Origin of the sequence: Streptomyces sp. NPDC006261 (assembly GCF_040613515.1) — a bacterium.
Classification (GTDB): Bacteria; Actinomycetota; Actinomycetes; order Streptomycetales; family Streptomycetaceae; genus Streptomyces.
The window spans coordinates 1-15,881 of record NZ_JBEXSI010000095.1; the positions used below are offsets into that span (position 1 = coordinate 1).

At 69.4% G+C, this 15,881-nt stretch carries 12 protein-coding genes; 9 read left to right on the plus strand and 3 right to left on the minus strand.

What is annotated here, in order from left to right; all coding sequences use genetic code 11:
* Nucleotides 1-121 precede the first annotated feature (121 nt).
* Nucleotides 122-1,108, plus strand: a complete 987-nt coding sequence (locus ABZ154_RS33115) for a hypothetical protein (protein ID WP_356838060.1) — start codon at nt 122-124, stop codon at nt 1,106-1,108.
* A gap of 153 nt (nt 1,109-1,261) precedes the next feature.
* Here the strand turns inward: ABZ154_RS33115 and ABZ154_RS33120 are convergent, their stop codons facing one another.
* Entirely contained in the window at nt 1,262-1,759 is a 498-nt protein-coding gene (locus tag ABZ154_RS33120; protein WP_356838061.1) for a GNAT family N-acetyltransferase, read from the minus strand.
* 847 nt (nt 1,760-2,606) lie between these two features.
* Between ABZ154_RS33120 and ABZ154_RS33125 the strand changes: the two genes are divergently transcribed.
* The 3 genes from ABZ154_RS33125 to ABZ154_RS33135 all read left to right on the plus strand — a co-directional run bounded on the left by ABZ154_RS33125 (nt 2,607) and on the right by ABZ154_RS33135 (nt 7,336).
* Nucleotides 2,607-4,208 carry a DUF4331 domain-containing protein gene (locus ABZ154_RS33125; protein WP_356838062.1) on the plus strand — a complete coding sequence of 534 codons (1,602 nt, stop codon included), beginning with the start codon at nt 2,607-2,609 and terminating at the stop codon, nt 4,206-4,208.
* 108 nt (nt 4,209-4,316) lie between these two features.
* Entirely contained in the window at nt 4,317-5,672 is a 1,356-nt protein-coding gene (locus ABZ154_RS33130) for a tetratricopeptide repeat protein (RefSeq protein WP_356838063.1), read from the plus strand.
* A complete protein-coding gene (locus ABZ154_RS33135) occupies nt 5,669-7,336 on the plus strand; it encodes a nickel transporter (protein ID WP_356838064.1) in 1,668 nt (555 codons plus the stop codon). Before ABZ154_RS33130 ends, ABZ154_RS33135 begins: the two co-directional genes overlap by 4 nt.
* 7 nt (nt 7,337-7,343) lie before the next feature.
* Here the strand turns inward: ABZ154_RS33135 and ABZ154_RS33140 are convergent, their stop codons facing one another.
* On the minus strand, nt 7,344-8,477 hold the full coding sequence (locus ABZ154_RS33140; protein ID WP_356838065.1) for an IS630 family transposase: 1,134 nt from the start codon (nt 8,475-8,477) through the stop codon (nt 7,344-7,346).
* A gap of 88 nt (nt 8,478-8,565) precedes the next feature.
* Nucleotides 8,566-9,207: an acyltransferase gene (locus tag ABZ154_RS33145; protein ID WP_344494161.1), complete on the minus strand. Its 642-nt coding sequence runs from the start codon at nt 9,205-9,207 to the stop codon at nt 8,566-8,568.
* 347 nt (nt 9,208-9,554) lie between these two features.
* On the opposite strand from ABZ154_RS33145, the gene ABZ154_RS33150 reads away from it, so the two are divergent.
* The 5 genes from ABZ154_RS33150 to ABZ154_RS33170 all read left to right on the plus strand — a co-directional run bounded on the left by ABZ154_RS33150 (nt 9,555) and on the right by ABZ154_RS33170 (nt 15,690).
* On the plus strand, nt 9,555-10,907 hold the full coding sequence (locus tag ABZ154_RS33150) for a hypothetical protein (RefSeq protein ID WP_356838066.1): 1,353 nt from the start codon (nt 9,555-9,557) through the stop codon (nt 10,905-10,907).
* Between the two features lie 100 nt (nt 10,908-11,007).
* A complete protein-coding gene (locus ABZ154_RS33155) occupies nt 11,008-11,499 on the plus strand; it encodes a hypothetical protein (protein ID WP_356838067.1) in 492 nt (163 codons plus the stop codon).
* A 276-nt stretch (nt 11,500-11,775) separates the two neighbouring features.
* Nucleotides 11,776-13,431, plus strand: a complete 1,656-nt coding sequence (locus ABZ154_RS33160; protein WP_356838068.1) for a DUF4331 domain-containing protein — start codon at nt 11,776-11,778, stop codon at nt 13,429-13,431.
* A 203-nt stretch (nt 13,432-13,634) separates the two neighbouring features.
* Nucleotides 13,635-14,162, plus strand: a complete 528-nt coding sequence (locus ABZ154_RS33165; RefSeq protein WP_356838069.1) for a class F sortase — start codon at nt 13,635-13,637, stop codon at nt 14,160-14,162.
* Nucleotides 14,163-15,033: 871 nt separating this feature from the next.
* Nucleotides 15,034-15,690, plus strand: coding sequence for a fasciclin domain-containing protein (locus ABZ154_RS33170; RefSeq protein WP_356838070.1), 657 nt, complete (start codon nt 15,034-15,036; stop codon nt 15,688-15,690).
* Nucleotides 15,691-15,881 lie beyond the last annotated feature (191 nt).

Genomic DNA, 15,881 nt, shown 5'->3' on the forward strand with positions numbered 1-15,881 from the left:
TTGTACGACGGCGACGCGGACGACACGAACGAATCCTTCCCCAGCACGACCAACTCCAAGATCATCCCAGGCCGGTCAGTCAACGTGACAACGCCATCCGAATGTCTCCCTGCACCGGATCGTGTTCTTCCTGCATGGGCGCGCTCTGCTCACCCCCGACCACGACCGCATCTCGCCCCCCAACCCGTCACTGGCACGGCTGGACAGCGCCCGCACAGACGCCTGGCACCGGCAGGCTGTCGAAGCCAAGCTCCGAGAGCTTTCCGACGTCATGGCTGATCAGATGCGGACCTGGGTCGCCGTCCGCCGCGGAGAGGGCCGCCGCCCCCATCCGCCCGCCGACTACACACGCATCCGACGCGACCATCACGTCGTTCTCCCCGTCCTGGCGCTCTGGAGCAAGGAGGGACTGGACCTGCGGGAGATCACCACCGCGCACGTGACCTCCGCCCTCGGTGACCGTCAGGGACACCAGGCCCGCGGCGTCCACCACGTTCTGCTCAGCGTCTTCCGCGCCCTTAAGCAGGAACGCACCGTCTTCACCAACCCGCTCGCAGGGCTCTCCCTCACCACCCCCATACGGCTCCCCGAACCACTGCCCAACGACCGGCTGCGCGGCCTGCTGGACCTGGTCGACAGTGCGATGGGACGTCTGGCCGTCGGCTTGGTCGCCGTCCACGCCATCAAGGTCACCGATGTCGCTCAACTGCCCCTGACCGCCCTCGATCTTGCCCGCGGGACCCTCAAAGTCGACCTGCGCGGCCAGCCGCACACGGTCTACCTCGACTCGCTGACCCGCCGGCTCCTGGACGACTGGCTCCTGCAACGGCACGACCAGTGGCCCGCATCCCCCAACCCGTACCTGCTGGTGACGACGCACTCGGCGCACCACCCCGCCCTTCCGCCCGTCAGCTACTGCGCACTGCGCCGCGCGTTCGACCGCACCGGTATCACCCCGCGCCAGATGTGGAGCGACCGCGTGCTGGACGAGGCCCGGCAGACCGCCGACCCCGTGCATCTGGTGCACCTGTTCGGCATCCATCCCGGAACCGCTGTCCGCTACGTCCACACCGCCCATCCCGACAAGGCACTGCCCCCGATCCGCTGACGAAGCATCGTGCGGCGCCACCCAGCTTCATGAATACCAACCACCAGCAGAGGAACCGCCTCGAGTGCTGCCAGCCCTCAAGGAACAGGTATCCGGACTGAAGGAACCTCTCGCCGCGCGTGAAGTAGGAGCACGGCGACGGTCCCGGCTCTGCTAGTTGCGGTGGGAAGTAGCGCTGGATTGATCATGGCCCTGGCTGGGGGCCCTCGGCGTTGGCTGCTCGGCCGCCCAGAGCGCGGTCAGGGCTTGCGACCACAGCGTCGTCACCGCGCGGCCGGCCGCCCGCATCGTAGTGACGACATGTCCGGTGGCGATGGTGGTGGTGTCGAGGGGGATGAAGCCTCTCTTCCCGTAGCGTGCGATGTTCGCGGGATTGGACGATTCCAGATAGGCGAAGGCGCCGAGTGCGTCGAGGCGGGCGAGGCTCTCGGCCCGCAGGCCCATGCCCAGTCCCTTGCCACGGTGACCCTCGTGGACGCCGAGGAGGGTTAGGTAGAAGGGCGGCTCGGCGGAGTGGGTGGCCTCCATCTGGTCGTAGATCGCTAAAATCGCCTCGGCCACGTCTGCGTCGGCGGCCTGCGCCAGCAGTTCCTCCGGGCCGACCCGGTTTCCTCCTGCCGGGTGAGTTCGGTGGCGCCCCGCGGAATCCATATGGCCGCGGCTTCCAAGCCCGGCGTCACCGGCGTTTATGGGTTGCGCTGTGCGGAGGTGACGTACAGGCGCCACATGGTGCCGCCAGCACGGGGCGCCGTGGTTGGTCGGGGAAAGCCGGGCCCCACAGCGGGTCGCAGGCGAAGGCGGTGGTCATTGTATCGATGAGAGCGTTGATGTCCCCAGCGGTGGCGGCCCCGGTCGTCGTTTCATATACTCGCCCTGAACAGGCAAAACGCGGGTGGTGCGGCCCCTGTATGACCAACGCACTCCGACCTCGCGCCCCCTCCGAACTTCAGCGGTCCCTGCCCTCCACAAGCAGCGCGAAGGACGTTCGGGGGAGTGGCTGATCTCGGTAGAAGTCCAAGCTGGTAGCGACACGCCGTAGCCGGAAGTCTCTGCGGCGGGCGTCTTCCCGATGAGCTCGGTGCGCCGGAAGGGTGAATTCCCTCTCCCGCCTTATTGCGAGCAGCTTGCAATAAGGCGGGCGTGCCACTTTCGGCCCAGTGGTCGGCGACTGTGTCGTCGCCAATTTTCCTGGACTGTTCGCTTGGCTGAATTGCCGCTCCCACCGGCCTGTTCACCCTTCGCGGACCGCGTGCCCGACCAGGGAATCCATTCGGGATGCGTGCGGGCCGGGGTTTCGGCGTGCTTGTCTACGGCTGCGCAGTCTTTGGGTGCCGGCGGGCCCGCGTTTCGAGCCGCCCCGTCGTTCGGTCCTTTCCTGCCAGACCGCTCGGTGCGCAACCTCCCGTCGCGGCACCGAACGCCATCCCCATCAGCCCACCCCTCGCTTTCGCATGCCCCGACGCATGCTAGGCAGGGGGCAGCAGACAGAAGGAATGCCGTGAAGGTTTCACAGTCCAGGCCCCGTTCGCGTCGCGTCCTGGACCGGTCCCTGCTCGTGCTCGGTGCCACCACCCTGGCCGCAGGACTCGGAGCGATGAGCCTCGCCCCGGGCCTCAGCGCGGCCTCCAGCCACCGCGAGGCGCCCCTGATCGCCGGTGATCCGCGGGCGGACAACACCGACGTGTACGCGTTCACCAGCCCTGACAAGGCCGACACCGTCACGATGGTGGCTAACTGGATCCCGATGGAGGAGCCCAACGGCGGGCCGAACTTCTACGCCTTCGGCGACGACCTGCGCTACAACATCAAGGTCGACAACAACGGTGACGGGTCCGCCGACGTCACGTACAGCTGGCGCTTCCGCGGCAGCTACCGCGACGACGCGAACCAGTTCCTCTACAACACCGGCCAGGTCACCTCACTGAACGACCCGGACCTGAACTTCCGCCAGGTCTACGACCTCGTCGTCACCACCGGAGGAAAGAGCCGGACCCTCCTGTCGGGCGTGCCGGCCGCCCCGTCCCGCACCGGCAAGGCGTCGATGCCCGACTACGCGGCACTGCGCAAGCAGGCGACCCTCGGTCTGCCGGGCGGCGGCAAGACGTACACGGGCCAGGCCGAGGACCCGTTCTTCGCCGACCTCCGCGTCTTCGACCTCCTCTACGGCGGCGACCTCAGCGAGCGGGGTCAGGACACCCTGGCCGGCTACAACGTCAACACCATCGCGATCCAGGTCCCCAAGAAGCAGCTCGCCCTCAGGGGCAACGCCTCCCGCAACCCGGTCATCGGCGTGTGGTCGACCACCGAGCGCGGCGGCGTCACCCTCAACGACTCCCGGGACAAGGGCGCCACGAAGCAGTGGAAGCAGGTCTCCCGCCTCGGGAACCCGCTGGTCAACGAGGTCGTCGTACCGCTGAAGTTTAAGGACGCCTTCAACACCCTCAACCCCAGCCAGGACCGCACCGTCCAGCCCGTCGTGGACAAGGTGTACGACCCGATCCTGCCCAAGCTCATCCAACAGGTCTACGGGGTTCCGGCCCCCAAGACCCCCCGCAACGACCTCGCCGAGATCTACCTGACCGGTATCTGCAAGGCCTGCGGTCCTATCAAGGCCGACCTGAACGCACACCGCCTCAACAAGGACGCGCCGCTCAAGAAGATCGTCCCGGCGGAGGAGCTGCGCCTGAACATGGCGGTGCCGCCCACCGCGAGGCCCCAGCGCCTCGGAGTGCTCGCGGGCGACCTGGCCGGCTTCCCGAACGGGCGCCGCCTCGCCGACGACGTCATCGACATCTCGCTCCAGGCCGTCGAGGGCGCCGCCCAGACCGGTGTTCTCGTTCCCGCGCTCGCGGACGGCGACAAGGTCGACACGAACGAGGTCCCGTTCGGCACCTCGTTCCCGTACGTCGCGCTGCCGCACACCAAGAACGTGAACCGCGGCCCCGGCGCGGCCGGCCGCAACGCCGAGCAGACCTCGACGGAGAACACCGCGGCGAGCCAGGCCATGGAGCCCACCCACGCGGCGGCGCTCGCCGGGGCCGGCGCGCTCCTCCTCGGCGTCGGCGGCTTCCGCCTCCGCCGCCGCGGCAAGGACAGCTGAACCGGCACCCGACGGACATCTGAAGCGGTGCCCGGGCCGGGCCGAAGATCACCGCCCCGGCCCGGGCGCCGCGACTCCAGCAGCATCGAACATTCGGGAGAAAATTCCGTGCACCCGGACCACACCGAACCCCCGCACCAGCCGCCACCCCCCTCACACGGCGGCAGGCGGCTGCGGAACATCGTGGTCACCCTGGCCCTGGGCGCGGCGATGTTCGCCGCCGGAGCGGTCATGCTGGCGCCCGACCAGACCACCGTTTCCCGTCCGTCGGACCAAGGCTGGCCGGGGGCTTCTCCACCACGTGGGTCGATCGAGGCTCTCCAGGCCCGGGTGACCCGCCTGCCGAAGGATCCGGGGGGCTGGGCCGCCCTGGGCATGGCTTACGTCCAGCAGGCCCGTTCCACCGCCGACCCGGCCACCTACGACCGGGCCGAGAAGGCGCTGCGTACCTCGTTCACGGTGCAGGCCGAGGGCAACACGGACGCCGAGATTGGTATGGGGGCCCTGGCCGCGGCGCGCCACGACTTCCCCGCCGCGTTGCGCTGGGCGCGCAAGGCCACTGCCAGTGGCCCGTACAGCTCCTCCGCCTACGGCGTCCTGGCCGACGCGTACACCCAGTTGGGCCGCTACGAGGAAGCCGACGAGGCCGTCCAGAAGATGACGGACCTGCGCCCGGACGCCGCTTCCCTGGCCCGCGCCTCCTACGCCTTCGAGCTGAAGGGGGACACCGACCGGGCCCGCGCCCTCATGCACAGGTCCCTGGCGGCAGCGGCGACGCGGGCCGACACCTCGTTCGCCCACAACGTCCTGGCTACCCTGGACCTCCAGGACGCCGACGCGCGAGCCGCCCTGGCCCGGACACAGACCGGGCTCAGGGCCGCCCCGGACGATGCGGCGCTCCTGGAGACCCGGGCCCGCGCCCACACGGCCCTGGGCAACACCACCAAAGCCCTCGCCGACTACCGGGCGGCCGTCGCCATCGCGCCCCTGCCGCACCACCTGCTGGGCCTGGGCGAACTCGAACAGTCCCTGGGGAACGACAAACAGGCCGAAGAGAGTTACGCCCTCCTACGCGCCCAGGACCGCATCCGGGAAGCCGCCGGCGACCCGGCGGACACCGACGCGATCCTCTTTGAAGCCGATCACGGCAACCCGAGAAGAGCCGTCACCCTGGCCGAACAGACCCTGCGCACCCGCCCCTTCGTCGCCGTCCACGACGCGTACGCCTGGGCCCTGCACTTGGCCGGCCGGGACACTGAAGCACTCGTCCAGGCCGACAAGGCCCTGGCTACGGGGATGCGCAGCGCGCTGTTCCGCTACCACCGGGCAGTCGTCCATCGCGCACTGGGCGATCCCGACGCAGCCCGCCGCGACCTGACCGAAGCACTTCGTGAGCCTGCCTTCCACCCCCTGCACGCCGACGACGCCCGTGACCTGCTCCAGCGAATCGACACCACGCCATGAACCACACCCTGCGCCGAGCCATCACCATGCTGACCGCCACCGCACTCGCCGCCGTCGCGAGCGCGGCAGTAGCCCCCGCAGCTGCCGCCCACCCTTTGGGCAACTTCAGCGTCAACTACCACACGGGGCTCGTCCTTCGGCCCGACCGGATCGACACCCGGATCATCGTCGACCGAGCAGAGATCGCGGCGCTTCAGGAACGTCCCGTCGTCGACTCCGACCACGACGACACCGTCAGCGACAGTGAGTCGCGCGCCTACGCCGAGGAAGCCTGCTCCGGTCTGAGGGCTAGGCTCCACCTGAACGTGGGCGGTAAGCGAGTGGACTGGAAGCACTCCTCGGCCACCCTGGTGTACGAGAACGGGGAAGCGGGTCTGAAGACCAGCCGCCTCACCTGCGAGCTCACCACCCAGGCCGCTCTCGGCGAGCCCACCGACATCCGAGCCGAGACGGACTACGACACCACCCGCATCGGCTGGCACGAGATGACCGCCACCGGCCAGGGCATCAGGATCACCCGCACCGACGTACCGGCGGCCTCCGCTACCCGCGAACTGCGCCAGTACCCGCAGGACCCCCTCGCCTCCCCGCTCGACCAGCGCACAGCAGCGCTGCGCAGCGAACCCGGGCAGGGCGCGGGCGGCGTCCCGGCCGTGGTGGCGGACCTCCCCGGCGCGAGCGCGATCAGCGGGGTGTTCGCGAAGGTCACCGGGGCCTTCGACTCGCTTGTCGGCGCTCGCGAGATCACTCTTCCCGTAGGACTCCTGGCCTTGTTCCTGGCGCTGGTCCTCGGGGCCTCCCACGCGGCGATGCCCGGCCACGGCAAGACCATCATGGCCGCCTACCTCGCAGGCCGCCGCGGCACCAGACGGGACGCCCTCACCGTCGGAGCCACCGTCACCCTGACGCACACCGCCGGCGTCCTCGTCCTCGGACTCGCCCTGCCCGTCTCCACCCACCTGGCCGGAGAGACCGTCCTGATGTGGCTCGGAGCCGCCAGTGGTCTCCTCGTCACCGGCATTGGTCTTTGGCTCCTCACGGGAGCCGTCCGGGGCAGGCCGCAACACAACCACCATCACCACGGACCGAACCACAGCCACACCCACGTCGACCACCACCACCACGGCCACGGCCACGGCCACCATCATGATCACGACCACGGGACCGACAGCCGTCACCACCACGCGCCCGTCACCCCGGCCTCCGCACCCGACAGCGCGCCGGCCGGGGAACTCCAGGCGACCCCCGCGGTCGCGACACTCGCCCCGCCGGACCACGAGCACCACCCGGCCGACACGTCAACGGCGCCCCGAAACGCCCGGCGCACGAGCCGCTCCGGCCTCATCGGCATGGGCATCGCCGGCGGCCTGGTCCCCAGCCCCTCCGCCCTCGTCGTGCTCCTCGGCGCCGTCGCCCTGGGACGCACCGCCTTCGGCGTCCTCCTCGTCATCGGCTACGGACTCGGCATGGCCGCCACCCTCACCCTCGCCGGACTCCTCCTCGTACGCCTGCGCGAACGCATCGAGAGCCATGACCGGACCCGGGCCCTCCGCCACAACCCCCTGCTCCGAAAGCTGGCACGGACCGGACCTGTCATCACCTCGCTCCTCGTCGTCGCCGTCGGCCTCGGACTGACCCTGCGGGCAGCGACAGGGAGCGGCTAGCGCCGCATCAGGCAACGTTTGCCCTGTCGACGACGGCGCGTAGGCGCCGGTCGTCGGCGTGGCGGTTTCGCCAGACGATGTAGCGGCGGATCGTGCTGCCCTGCTCTTTGTGGCTGGCGTGGTCGGTGCCGTCGAGGGTGAAGTAGCGCAGGGCGGTGAACTGGGCCTCGATGCGGTTCAGCCACGAGGAGTTGGTCGGGGTGTAGGCGATCTCGACGTTGTTGGCCTCTGCCCAGTCCGCCACCCGGCGGCACCGCTTGGTGGTCAGGTGCGGGGAGTAGTTGTCACACACGATCGCCAGGCGGACTGTCGGCGGGTAGAGGGTGCGCAGGTAGCGGCAGAATTCCAGGAACTTCGATCGGTTCTTGGTCTTCTTGATGTGGCCGTAGAGCTTGTCCTTGGCCAGGTCGTAGGCGGCGAACAGGTGCCGCACTCCGTGTGGGCGGTTGTAGGTTGCCCGCCGCCTGCGGCGTGGTTCACGGTCGGGGTCTCTGTGCCTGCCGCCGAATTCGGCCCACTGCCGACCCGGGTGCGGCTGCGGGTTCAGCGGGCCGAATTCATCCAGACAGAACACCATCTCCGGCTCGCCGTCCTCGGGTATGACCTCGCCGTCGGCGATGGCGTACAAGTGCTCGACGGGGGCCTTCTTGGCGGCGTAGTCCGGATCGCGGGAGGTCTTCCAGGTCTTTATGCGTTGAAACGAGACGCCCTCCTCGCGGAGCAGGGCCCGCAGGCCCTCGTGGCTGATGTCGTCGACCACCCCCTCGGCGACCAGGAAGTCGGCCAGCTTGGCCAGGCTCCAGGTCGAGAACGGCAGGCCGTGCTCGGCCGGCTTGGACTTGGCGATCTTCTTGATCTCCCGGCGCTCGGTCAGGGTGAAGGTCCTCGGTCGCCCGCCCGCGTACTTCGGATAGAGCGAGTCGAAGCCGTCAGCGTTGAAGTTGTGGATCACATCCCGGACCCGGTCCGCGCTGTTGAACGTCACCTCGGAGATCTTCGCCACGGGCATGCTCTGCGCGGATAACAGCACCATCTGAGCCCGGCGCCAGGTCACCACCGACCCGGTGCCCCTACGGATGATCCGCAGCAGCCGCCTGCCCTCGTCGTCATCGATCTCACGGACCCGCACGCGCTCTGCCACACCGGCACAGCTTGCCGGACGCGCGCCGCCAAAGTGGAATCCGGACGGCGCGTCACCTCACCACGGCACAAGGGCCGCTGATGCGGCGCTAGCCGAGATTCAGAACCTCATCGTCCGCGTGCGTGCCGAACTCGGCGACGCGCACCTCCGCGATGTGCTCGTACCGGCTGATCCGGTCGGTCCACTCCGCGTCGACGCCGAACGCCACCTGCGCGAAGCCCACCCGCCTGACGGCCTCGGCCAGGCCCGGATCGCCAGGCGCCAGCAGCCGCACCGGCGCGTCAAGCGCCACGGTGTGCGGCGGCACGAAGTACTCGTCCGGCAAAACGGTGCGCGCATGGACGAGCGCGCCGACAGCGACAACCGAGCCGGCCCCCAACCGTGCGCACTGCAGGACCGTCGCCGCGGTCGCCACATAGACGCACCTGCCGACTTCACAGCCCAGCAGCGTGGCATGCGGCCCCACGAAGACGTGATCGTCGACAAGCACCGGCTGATCGCCGGCGACCGCAGACCCGCGCAACACTGCGTTCTCGCAGATCACCGCCGCCTCCCCGACCTCGATCCGAGACCCCTCGGCATCGAGCACCGCACCGTACATCACCCGCGCCCTCGGCCCCACGCGGACATCACCAACGAGCGTGGCCGTCGGGGCAACGTAGGCGGTGGGATGGACCTGCGGTTCATACCCGCGGTGCCGGATGCGGATTCCCTGCGCTTCAGCGATCATGAGCGGATTCTCGCCCGACCGACCGCGAGCATGCTGGCGCATTTCAGACGTCGCGTTCGCCGAGACATGTGTCATCCGCGATCTGAGGCACTACAGGGCGAACGTTGGCTGATACGGCACTAGCTCCCGCCGACCCCCCTGCGGGGATACACCACGCACCGAGGGGGCCGGCCTCCCATACGGGCGCGAGGAGCGCCCGCACGACGCATCTGCAGCAAGTCCAGGAGGCGCCCTCCTCGGGCACAGCGATCACCGACCTTCCGTGAACCGGGCGGCGGCATGGGGCGGTTGCGCTCCGGGTACGCATAGGAGGTCCGCTCCCCCTGAGCGGAGGCGGCGGGGTGGGTGTGAACGCTGGAGACGGACTTCTGGTACTGATGGGCTCCGGCGAGACCAGCCCGACCATGGTCACATTGCACCGGGAGCTCGTTGCCCACCTGGGCGGTGACGCCGATGCGGTGATCCTGGAGACGCCGTACGGATTTCAGGTCAACCGCGACGACATTTCCGCCCGTGCCCGCGAATACTTCCGACGCTCCGTGGGCCTCGCGACAGTGGTCGCTCCGGACATGCAGGCAGATGGCCCTTCGATCGGTGCGCCGGGCAGTGGCGACGTGGACAAGGTACGTGACCTGGTGCGCAGGGCGGACTGGGTGTTCTCGGGGCCCGGCAGCCCGTCGTACGCACTGGGCCGTTGGCACGCACTGCGTCTGGGGGAGATTCTGCGCGAGCGGGTGGCGCGCGGGTACGGCGTGACGGTGATGGCCTCCGCGGCGGCGTGCACCGTGGGGTTTGCGGCGCTGCCGGTCTACGAGGTGTACAAGGCCGGGCATCCGCCCGCATGGCTCACCGGGCTGGATATGCTCGGGGCACTGGGCCTTCCGGTCGCGGTGATCCCGCACTACGACAACGCCGAGGGCGGCACGCACGACACCCGCTTCTGCTACCTGGGTGAACCCCGCCTCGCCGCCCTGGAGTACGAACTCCCCGACGAGAGCGCCGTCCTCGGCATCGACGAGCACACTGCGGTCATCCTCGATCTCGGTACATCGTCTGTACGTGTGTGGGGGCGGGGTGTGATGACGATCCGGCGCCGGGGATCCAGCATTCCGGTGCCCGGAGGTACCACGCTGCCCCTGGAGCGACTGCGTGGCCTGGTGACAGGAGCGGAGTCCGCGGCGGTCCCGTTGCCTCGCCGTCCGGCCGATGACGCTGCCGATACCGCGTCCGATGCTGCCGCGGCCAGAAGTGGCGGTGCGGCGACACTCCAGGAGGCCGTCGCGGCAGCGGAGTTGGCGTTCGACTCCGCCCAGGAGGCGCGGGATGCCGCGACCATGGCCGAGACGGTGGTGGAGCTGGAGTCCGTGATCGCGGCGTGGAGCGCCGACATGGAGGAGGACCAGGGCGGGGAGTGGGCCCGTACGGTCCTGCACGGGATGATCCGCCGTCTGGCACGGGCCGCCGGCCGCGGTCTGAGCGAGCCGGAGCACACCCTGGGGCGGATCCTGGTTCCGCTGCTCGGCCTGCGCACGAGGCTGCGTGCGGATGGCGCCTACGACCTGGCGGACGAGGTACGCGAAGCCCTGGCAGCAGGCGGCGTCGAGCTGCACGACACCGCTGCGGGAAGTGCGTGGCAGTGGGAAGGAAAGAGCGAGGACCAGCAGACCGGCTCACGCTCGGAGACTAAAGACCACTATTGAGACTATTAGGTCGAATTGCGCACTTGCGTACTCTTTGCAATAAGGTCGGTGCAGGAGTTCCTCTCCTCCGGGCCCTCCGCCGACGTTGGAGCTGTGCACGATGCCGCTCGCCCCGCTCGAAGCGCCGCCTGTCACTGTCGAAGTGTTGCTGCTGCGGCACGGTCCGATCGAGGGCTTCGCCTATCGCCGACTTGCCATGCCGCTGGACAGGGGTGTCAGCCCGGACCGTGCCACGAGGGGGCTCGCGCTTCTCGGCGAACACGACGAGATGCATATGGTGCACTCGACCAGCTGGCGCGCCACTCGCGAGGGCGGCATCGCCCTGACCTACCTCATCCACCCGGACCCTGCTCCGGACCTGCCCGGTACCCCGCTCCCGGAACCGCACAAGATTACCCGCTCCCCCAGGGCGGGCCACCCGTCTCCACCGGACCTGGAGATCGGCCACGTCGTAGCGCACGCCGTCCGTCATCTCGCGTTTCTCGAAGGCACCGATCCTGCCGTTGCCGCACATGTCTCCGCCTGGCCCGACCTCGTGCACGCCTTGCGCTCCCTGCCCCTCGCGACCGCGGGAGAGGTGCAGCACGCCTAGCCAGCGCCGCCCGCGATTCCATCCGTCCGGACCGGGCTCAACCGGGCGCGGCCCCGTTCGGCTCAGCCGTCGTTGCGGGCGCAAGGCACACATGGTGACCTGAGGGCAGCCCAGCGTCACATTATGGGACTTTAACCGCGTGCTCATCGTCGATCGGGGCGAGCTCCTGCGGGCCAGATGTGGCACTTGGAAGCTACAGCTCCCAGCCGCTGCGCCTGGACTTTCCGGAGGGCGAGCGGCTCTCACCGGAAACGGACACCCATGCACGCTCCCCGCATGCTTCGACGACGCCCCGCTTCCCGCCGGGCCGAGCGCACCCTCGCCGCCACCGGCGCACTGGCCCTGCTGACCGCCGCGGCGGTCACCGGCCTCGCCCCCGCCTCCAGCTCGGCCTCCAGCCACCGTGAGGCGCCGCTTATCGCCGGAGACCCGAGGGCCGACAACACCGACGTCTACGCTTTCACCAGCCCGGACAAGCCCGACACCGTCACTCTGGTGGCGAACTGGCTCCCGTTCCAGGAGCCCAACGGTGGTCCGAACTTCTACCCGTTCGCCGAGGACGCCCGCTACAACATCAAGATCGACGCCGACGGCAACGGCAAGCCGGACACGACGTACACGTGGGAGTTCACCGACCACGTCCGCGACGATGCCGACCAGTTCCTCTACAGCACCGGTGTCGTGAAGTCGGTGAACGACGAGACCCTGAACTTCCGGCAGACCTACAGCCTCAAGGTCACCGACAGCAGCGGGAACACCAAGACGCTCCTGAAGGACTCCCCGGTCGCGCCCTCGAACGTCGGCAAGGCGTCGATGCCCGACTACGCCTCTCTTCGCAAGGAGGCCGTGGTTCCGTTGCCGGGCGGCGGGACGACCTTCGCCGGCCAGGCGTCCGACCCGTTCTTCCTGGACCTGCGGATCTTCGACCTCCTGTACGGGGGCGATCTCTCGGAGACCGGCCACAACACGCTGGCCGGCTACAACATCAACACCCTCGCCGTTCAGGTGCCCAAGTCGACGCTGGCGCTCAAGGGCGACGCCAAGCGCAACCCCGTCATCGGCGTGTGGTCCACCACCGACCGCCGAGGAGCCGACGTCACGGGCGCCGGCAGCAAGGGCAGCGAGGACGCCTCCGTACAGGCGGCGGACGACGGCAAGGCAGTTGCCAAGGACGGAAACTCGGGCGAGTGGCGGCAGGTCTCCCGTCTCGGCAACCCGCTCGTCAACGAAGTCGTTGTGCCGCTGAAGTTCAAAGACGCCTTCAACGCGCTGAGCCCGGAGAAGGACGCCACGGTCACCCCGGTCGTCGACAAGGTCAAGGACCCCATGGTCCCCAAGCTCATCGAGAGCATCTACAAGGTTCCCGCCCCCGCCGCGCCGCGCAACGACCTCGTCGAGATCTTCCTCACCGGGATCTGCAAGGAGTGCGGCCCCATCAAGGCGGACCTCAACTCGCTGGGCCTCAACCAGGATGTCGACAAGTCGGCGGTCGTTCCCGCGGAAATGCTGCGCCTGAACATGGCCGTCCCTCCGGCCGCGAAGCCCAACCGCCTCGGCGTCCTGGGCGAGGACCTGGCGGGCTTCCCCAACGGCCGCCGGCTCAACGACGATGTCGTCGACATCGAGCTCCAGGCGCTCGAAGGCGCCGCGCAGACCGGCAAGATCGTGCCCGCGCTGGCAGCCGGCGACGCCGTCGACACCCCCTACCGCGAGCCCGGCGACACCTTCCCCTATGTCGCGCTCCCCAACACCGCGGCCGTCAACGAGGCCGACTCGCTCCACCCCGACGGCGGTGTCGGTGCCGGTCTCGGCGGCCTCGCCTCCGGCGACGGCTTCCCCGTCGTGCCCGTCACCGCGCTGGGCGGCGGGGCACTCCTGGCCATTGCCGGAGTGCTGGCCCTGCGCCGACGACGTGGCGCCGGCCAGGCATGAACAGCCCGTTCCTCCCCGGTCGCCCGACACGCCGACGGCGGGTCGGGCGACCGGCCCGTGCCACCGCCACCCGCCGCCCGCGACTACGGCGAATACCCGGCAGGCGGGGAACCGCGGGATTGATCGCCATAGCCGTTGGGGCAGCACTGGCCTGCATCGGCTTCTCCACTCTGAGCACCAGCCCCGGGCAGGCACCGGAACGGATGGACAGAGGCAGCCTCCCCGTTCACCCAGGATCCGGCCAAGCCACGACATCCGACGACCGGACGCCCGCACCACCGGTCCGCATCCGCATACCCGCCATCGGAATCGACCAGCCCCTGATCGGCCTGCGCGTCCAGCAGGACGGCCGCCTCGGAGTCCCCGACGAACCCGAGAACATAGGCTGGTGGAGCGACGGCCCCCGCCCAGGTGGCCCCGGCGCGACGGTCGTCGTCGGCCACGTCGACTCAGCCACCGGCCCAGGAGCCTTTCACGGGCTCTCCACGCTCGATCCGGGCGACGAAGTCACCATGGTCCAGGACGACCGGTCCACCACCACCTTCACCGTCAAGGCGCTGCGCCAGTACGGGAAGGACGCCTTCCCCGACAATCAGGTTTATGCGACCAGCGGACCGCCCGCCCTGCACCTGATCACCTGCTCGGGCACCTACGACCGCAGCCGCCGAGAGTACCGGGACAACCTCGTTGTCTACGCCACGCTCGACAACGCGAGCGCGCAGCAGGGATGAACGCGAAGCCCGGCCGGGGCGCGCTACGGTCACCGATATCGATCGCTCTCGCGCCTCCCACGACGCGGTGTCGCGCTTTGCGACCGGTCCCTGGGGCCGCTTCGACGGGGACCGTGTCCGCCGCCGGAAGCTGTTCGGCGGGGTGATCCACCAGCTCGGGGGCTTCCTTCTGGGCGCACATGGGCAAGGACGCGCCGCATCGTCATGACCTCAGGCCACGTGCCCCGTCCGTGATCCCAGGGGCTCAGCTCGCCGAGGCGCCGACGGCGAGCCGATCGGCCGGGGCTGGGCCGGATTCTCCTCGCTCCCGCTCTCCGGTTGGTCCCCTCGCCGCCTCGGCCGTCAGCTTGCGGGGAGGTCCGTCGCGGGGCGCCCAGGAGAGTGCGCCCCGCGACAAACTGTCCCCCACGGGCCTTCCACCGCGGGGAACGGGTGACGCATCCATCCCGATGGATGCGTCGGCGTGTGCGGTGCTTCCTCCAAACAGCCGCTCACATGGGGCATTCGCCACCGCCTGCGCGCCGGATTGGTCGACCCGCGCATTGCACCCGCACGGACTACGGCGTTCAGACTGCCGTCCGCCGCCCGGCGGACGGCAGTCTGACCAAGGGGCCGAGCCCTGGGCTCAAACTTCCTCGCCCTCAGACCAATCCGATGTCGCGGCAGCCCCGAATAGCAGACATGACGACCACGGCGGCACCGGCACGGCGCGAGCACCACTCTCGGCGCACTGCGCGATCGACTGCGTTGACCGTCGTCTCCGCGCCCCGACGCCTGACCTGACGTCAGCGCTCACCACCCCCGAGCCATCCCTCACCCACACCCCTTGCCGACACCCAGCGCAACCGACCGAGCACACAGGAGAACGTCCGTGAACGCCTTCCGTTTCCGCCGCACCGCCATCGCCGTCACCGCCGCCGCCGTCCTGCCCCTCACGCTCACCGCCTGCGGCGGGGACGACAGTTCCTCCGACAAGGCAGCCGACAAGGCGAGCAGCTCCGCCCCCGCCGACGAGAAGTCGAGCCCGGCGGCTGACGGCGCCGCCCCCGCGGACGGCCCGTTCGGTCCGGCCTGTGCCGGCGTCCCGAAGGACGGTGCGGGCTCCTTCGACGGCATGGCCCAGGACCCGGTCGCCACCGCCGCCTCCAACAACCCGGCCCTGTCCACCCTGGTCACCGCGGTCAAGAAGGCCGGCCTCGTCGACACCCTCAACAACGCCCAGAACATCACCGTGTTCGCGCCGACCAACGACGCCTTCGCCAAGATCCCGAAGGCCGACCTGGACAAGGTCCTGGCCGACAAGGAGATGCTCACCAGCATCCTGACGTACCACGTCGTCGGCGAGAAGCTCTCCCCCATGCAACTGGAGAGCGGAACCTTCGACACCCTCCAGAAGTCCACCCTCGCCACCAAGGGCTCCGGCGAGAACTACACCGTCAACGACACTTCGAAGGTCGTCTGCGGGAACGTCCCCACCGCCAACGCCACCGTCTACATCGTCGACACCGTTCTGATGCCCAAAGCCTGACCGCGCCCAGGCCCTGCGTTGAGCCCCGAGTCACCTCCACCGACTCGGGGCTCTCCCACGCCGACAAGGGCAGACAGCAAGCGGACGCCACTGCTGGGCCTGGATGGCGTACGGGCTCCAGGACGTCGTCCAGCAGCGCAAGCTCATCCAGGGCGGCGAGGGCGACGAGGCCCACCGCCGCCGGGCCGCCG

Coding starts and splice junctions, on each gene's coding strand:
- ABZ154_RS33120 (WP_356838061.1), bottom strand. CDS start 1,759: ATGGATTCCGCGGGGCGCCACCGAACTCACCCGGCAGGAGGAAACCGG.
- ABZ154_RS33135 (WP_356838064.1), top strand. CDS start 5,669: ATGAACCACACCCTGCGCCGAGCCATCACCATGCTGACCGCCACCGCA.
- ABZ154_RS33145 (WP_344494161.1), bottom strand. CDS start 9,207: ATGATCGCTGAAGCGCAGGGAATCCGCATCCGGCACCGCGGGTATGAA.
- ABZ154_RS33155 (WP_356838067.1), top strand. CDS start 11,008: ATGCCGCTCGCCCCGCTCGAAGCGCCGCCTGTCACTGTCGAAGTGTTG.
- ABZ154_RS33160 (WP_356838068.1), top strand. CDS start 11,776: ATGCTTCGACGACGCCCCGCTTCCCGCCGGGCCGAGCGCACCCTCGCC.
- ABZ154_RS33165 (WP_356838069.1), top strand. CDS start 13,635: ATGGACAGAGGCAGCCTCCCCGTTCACCCAGGATCCGGCCAAGCCACG.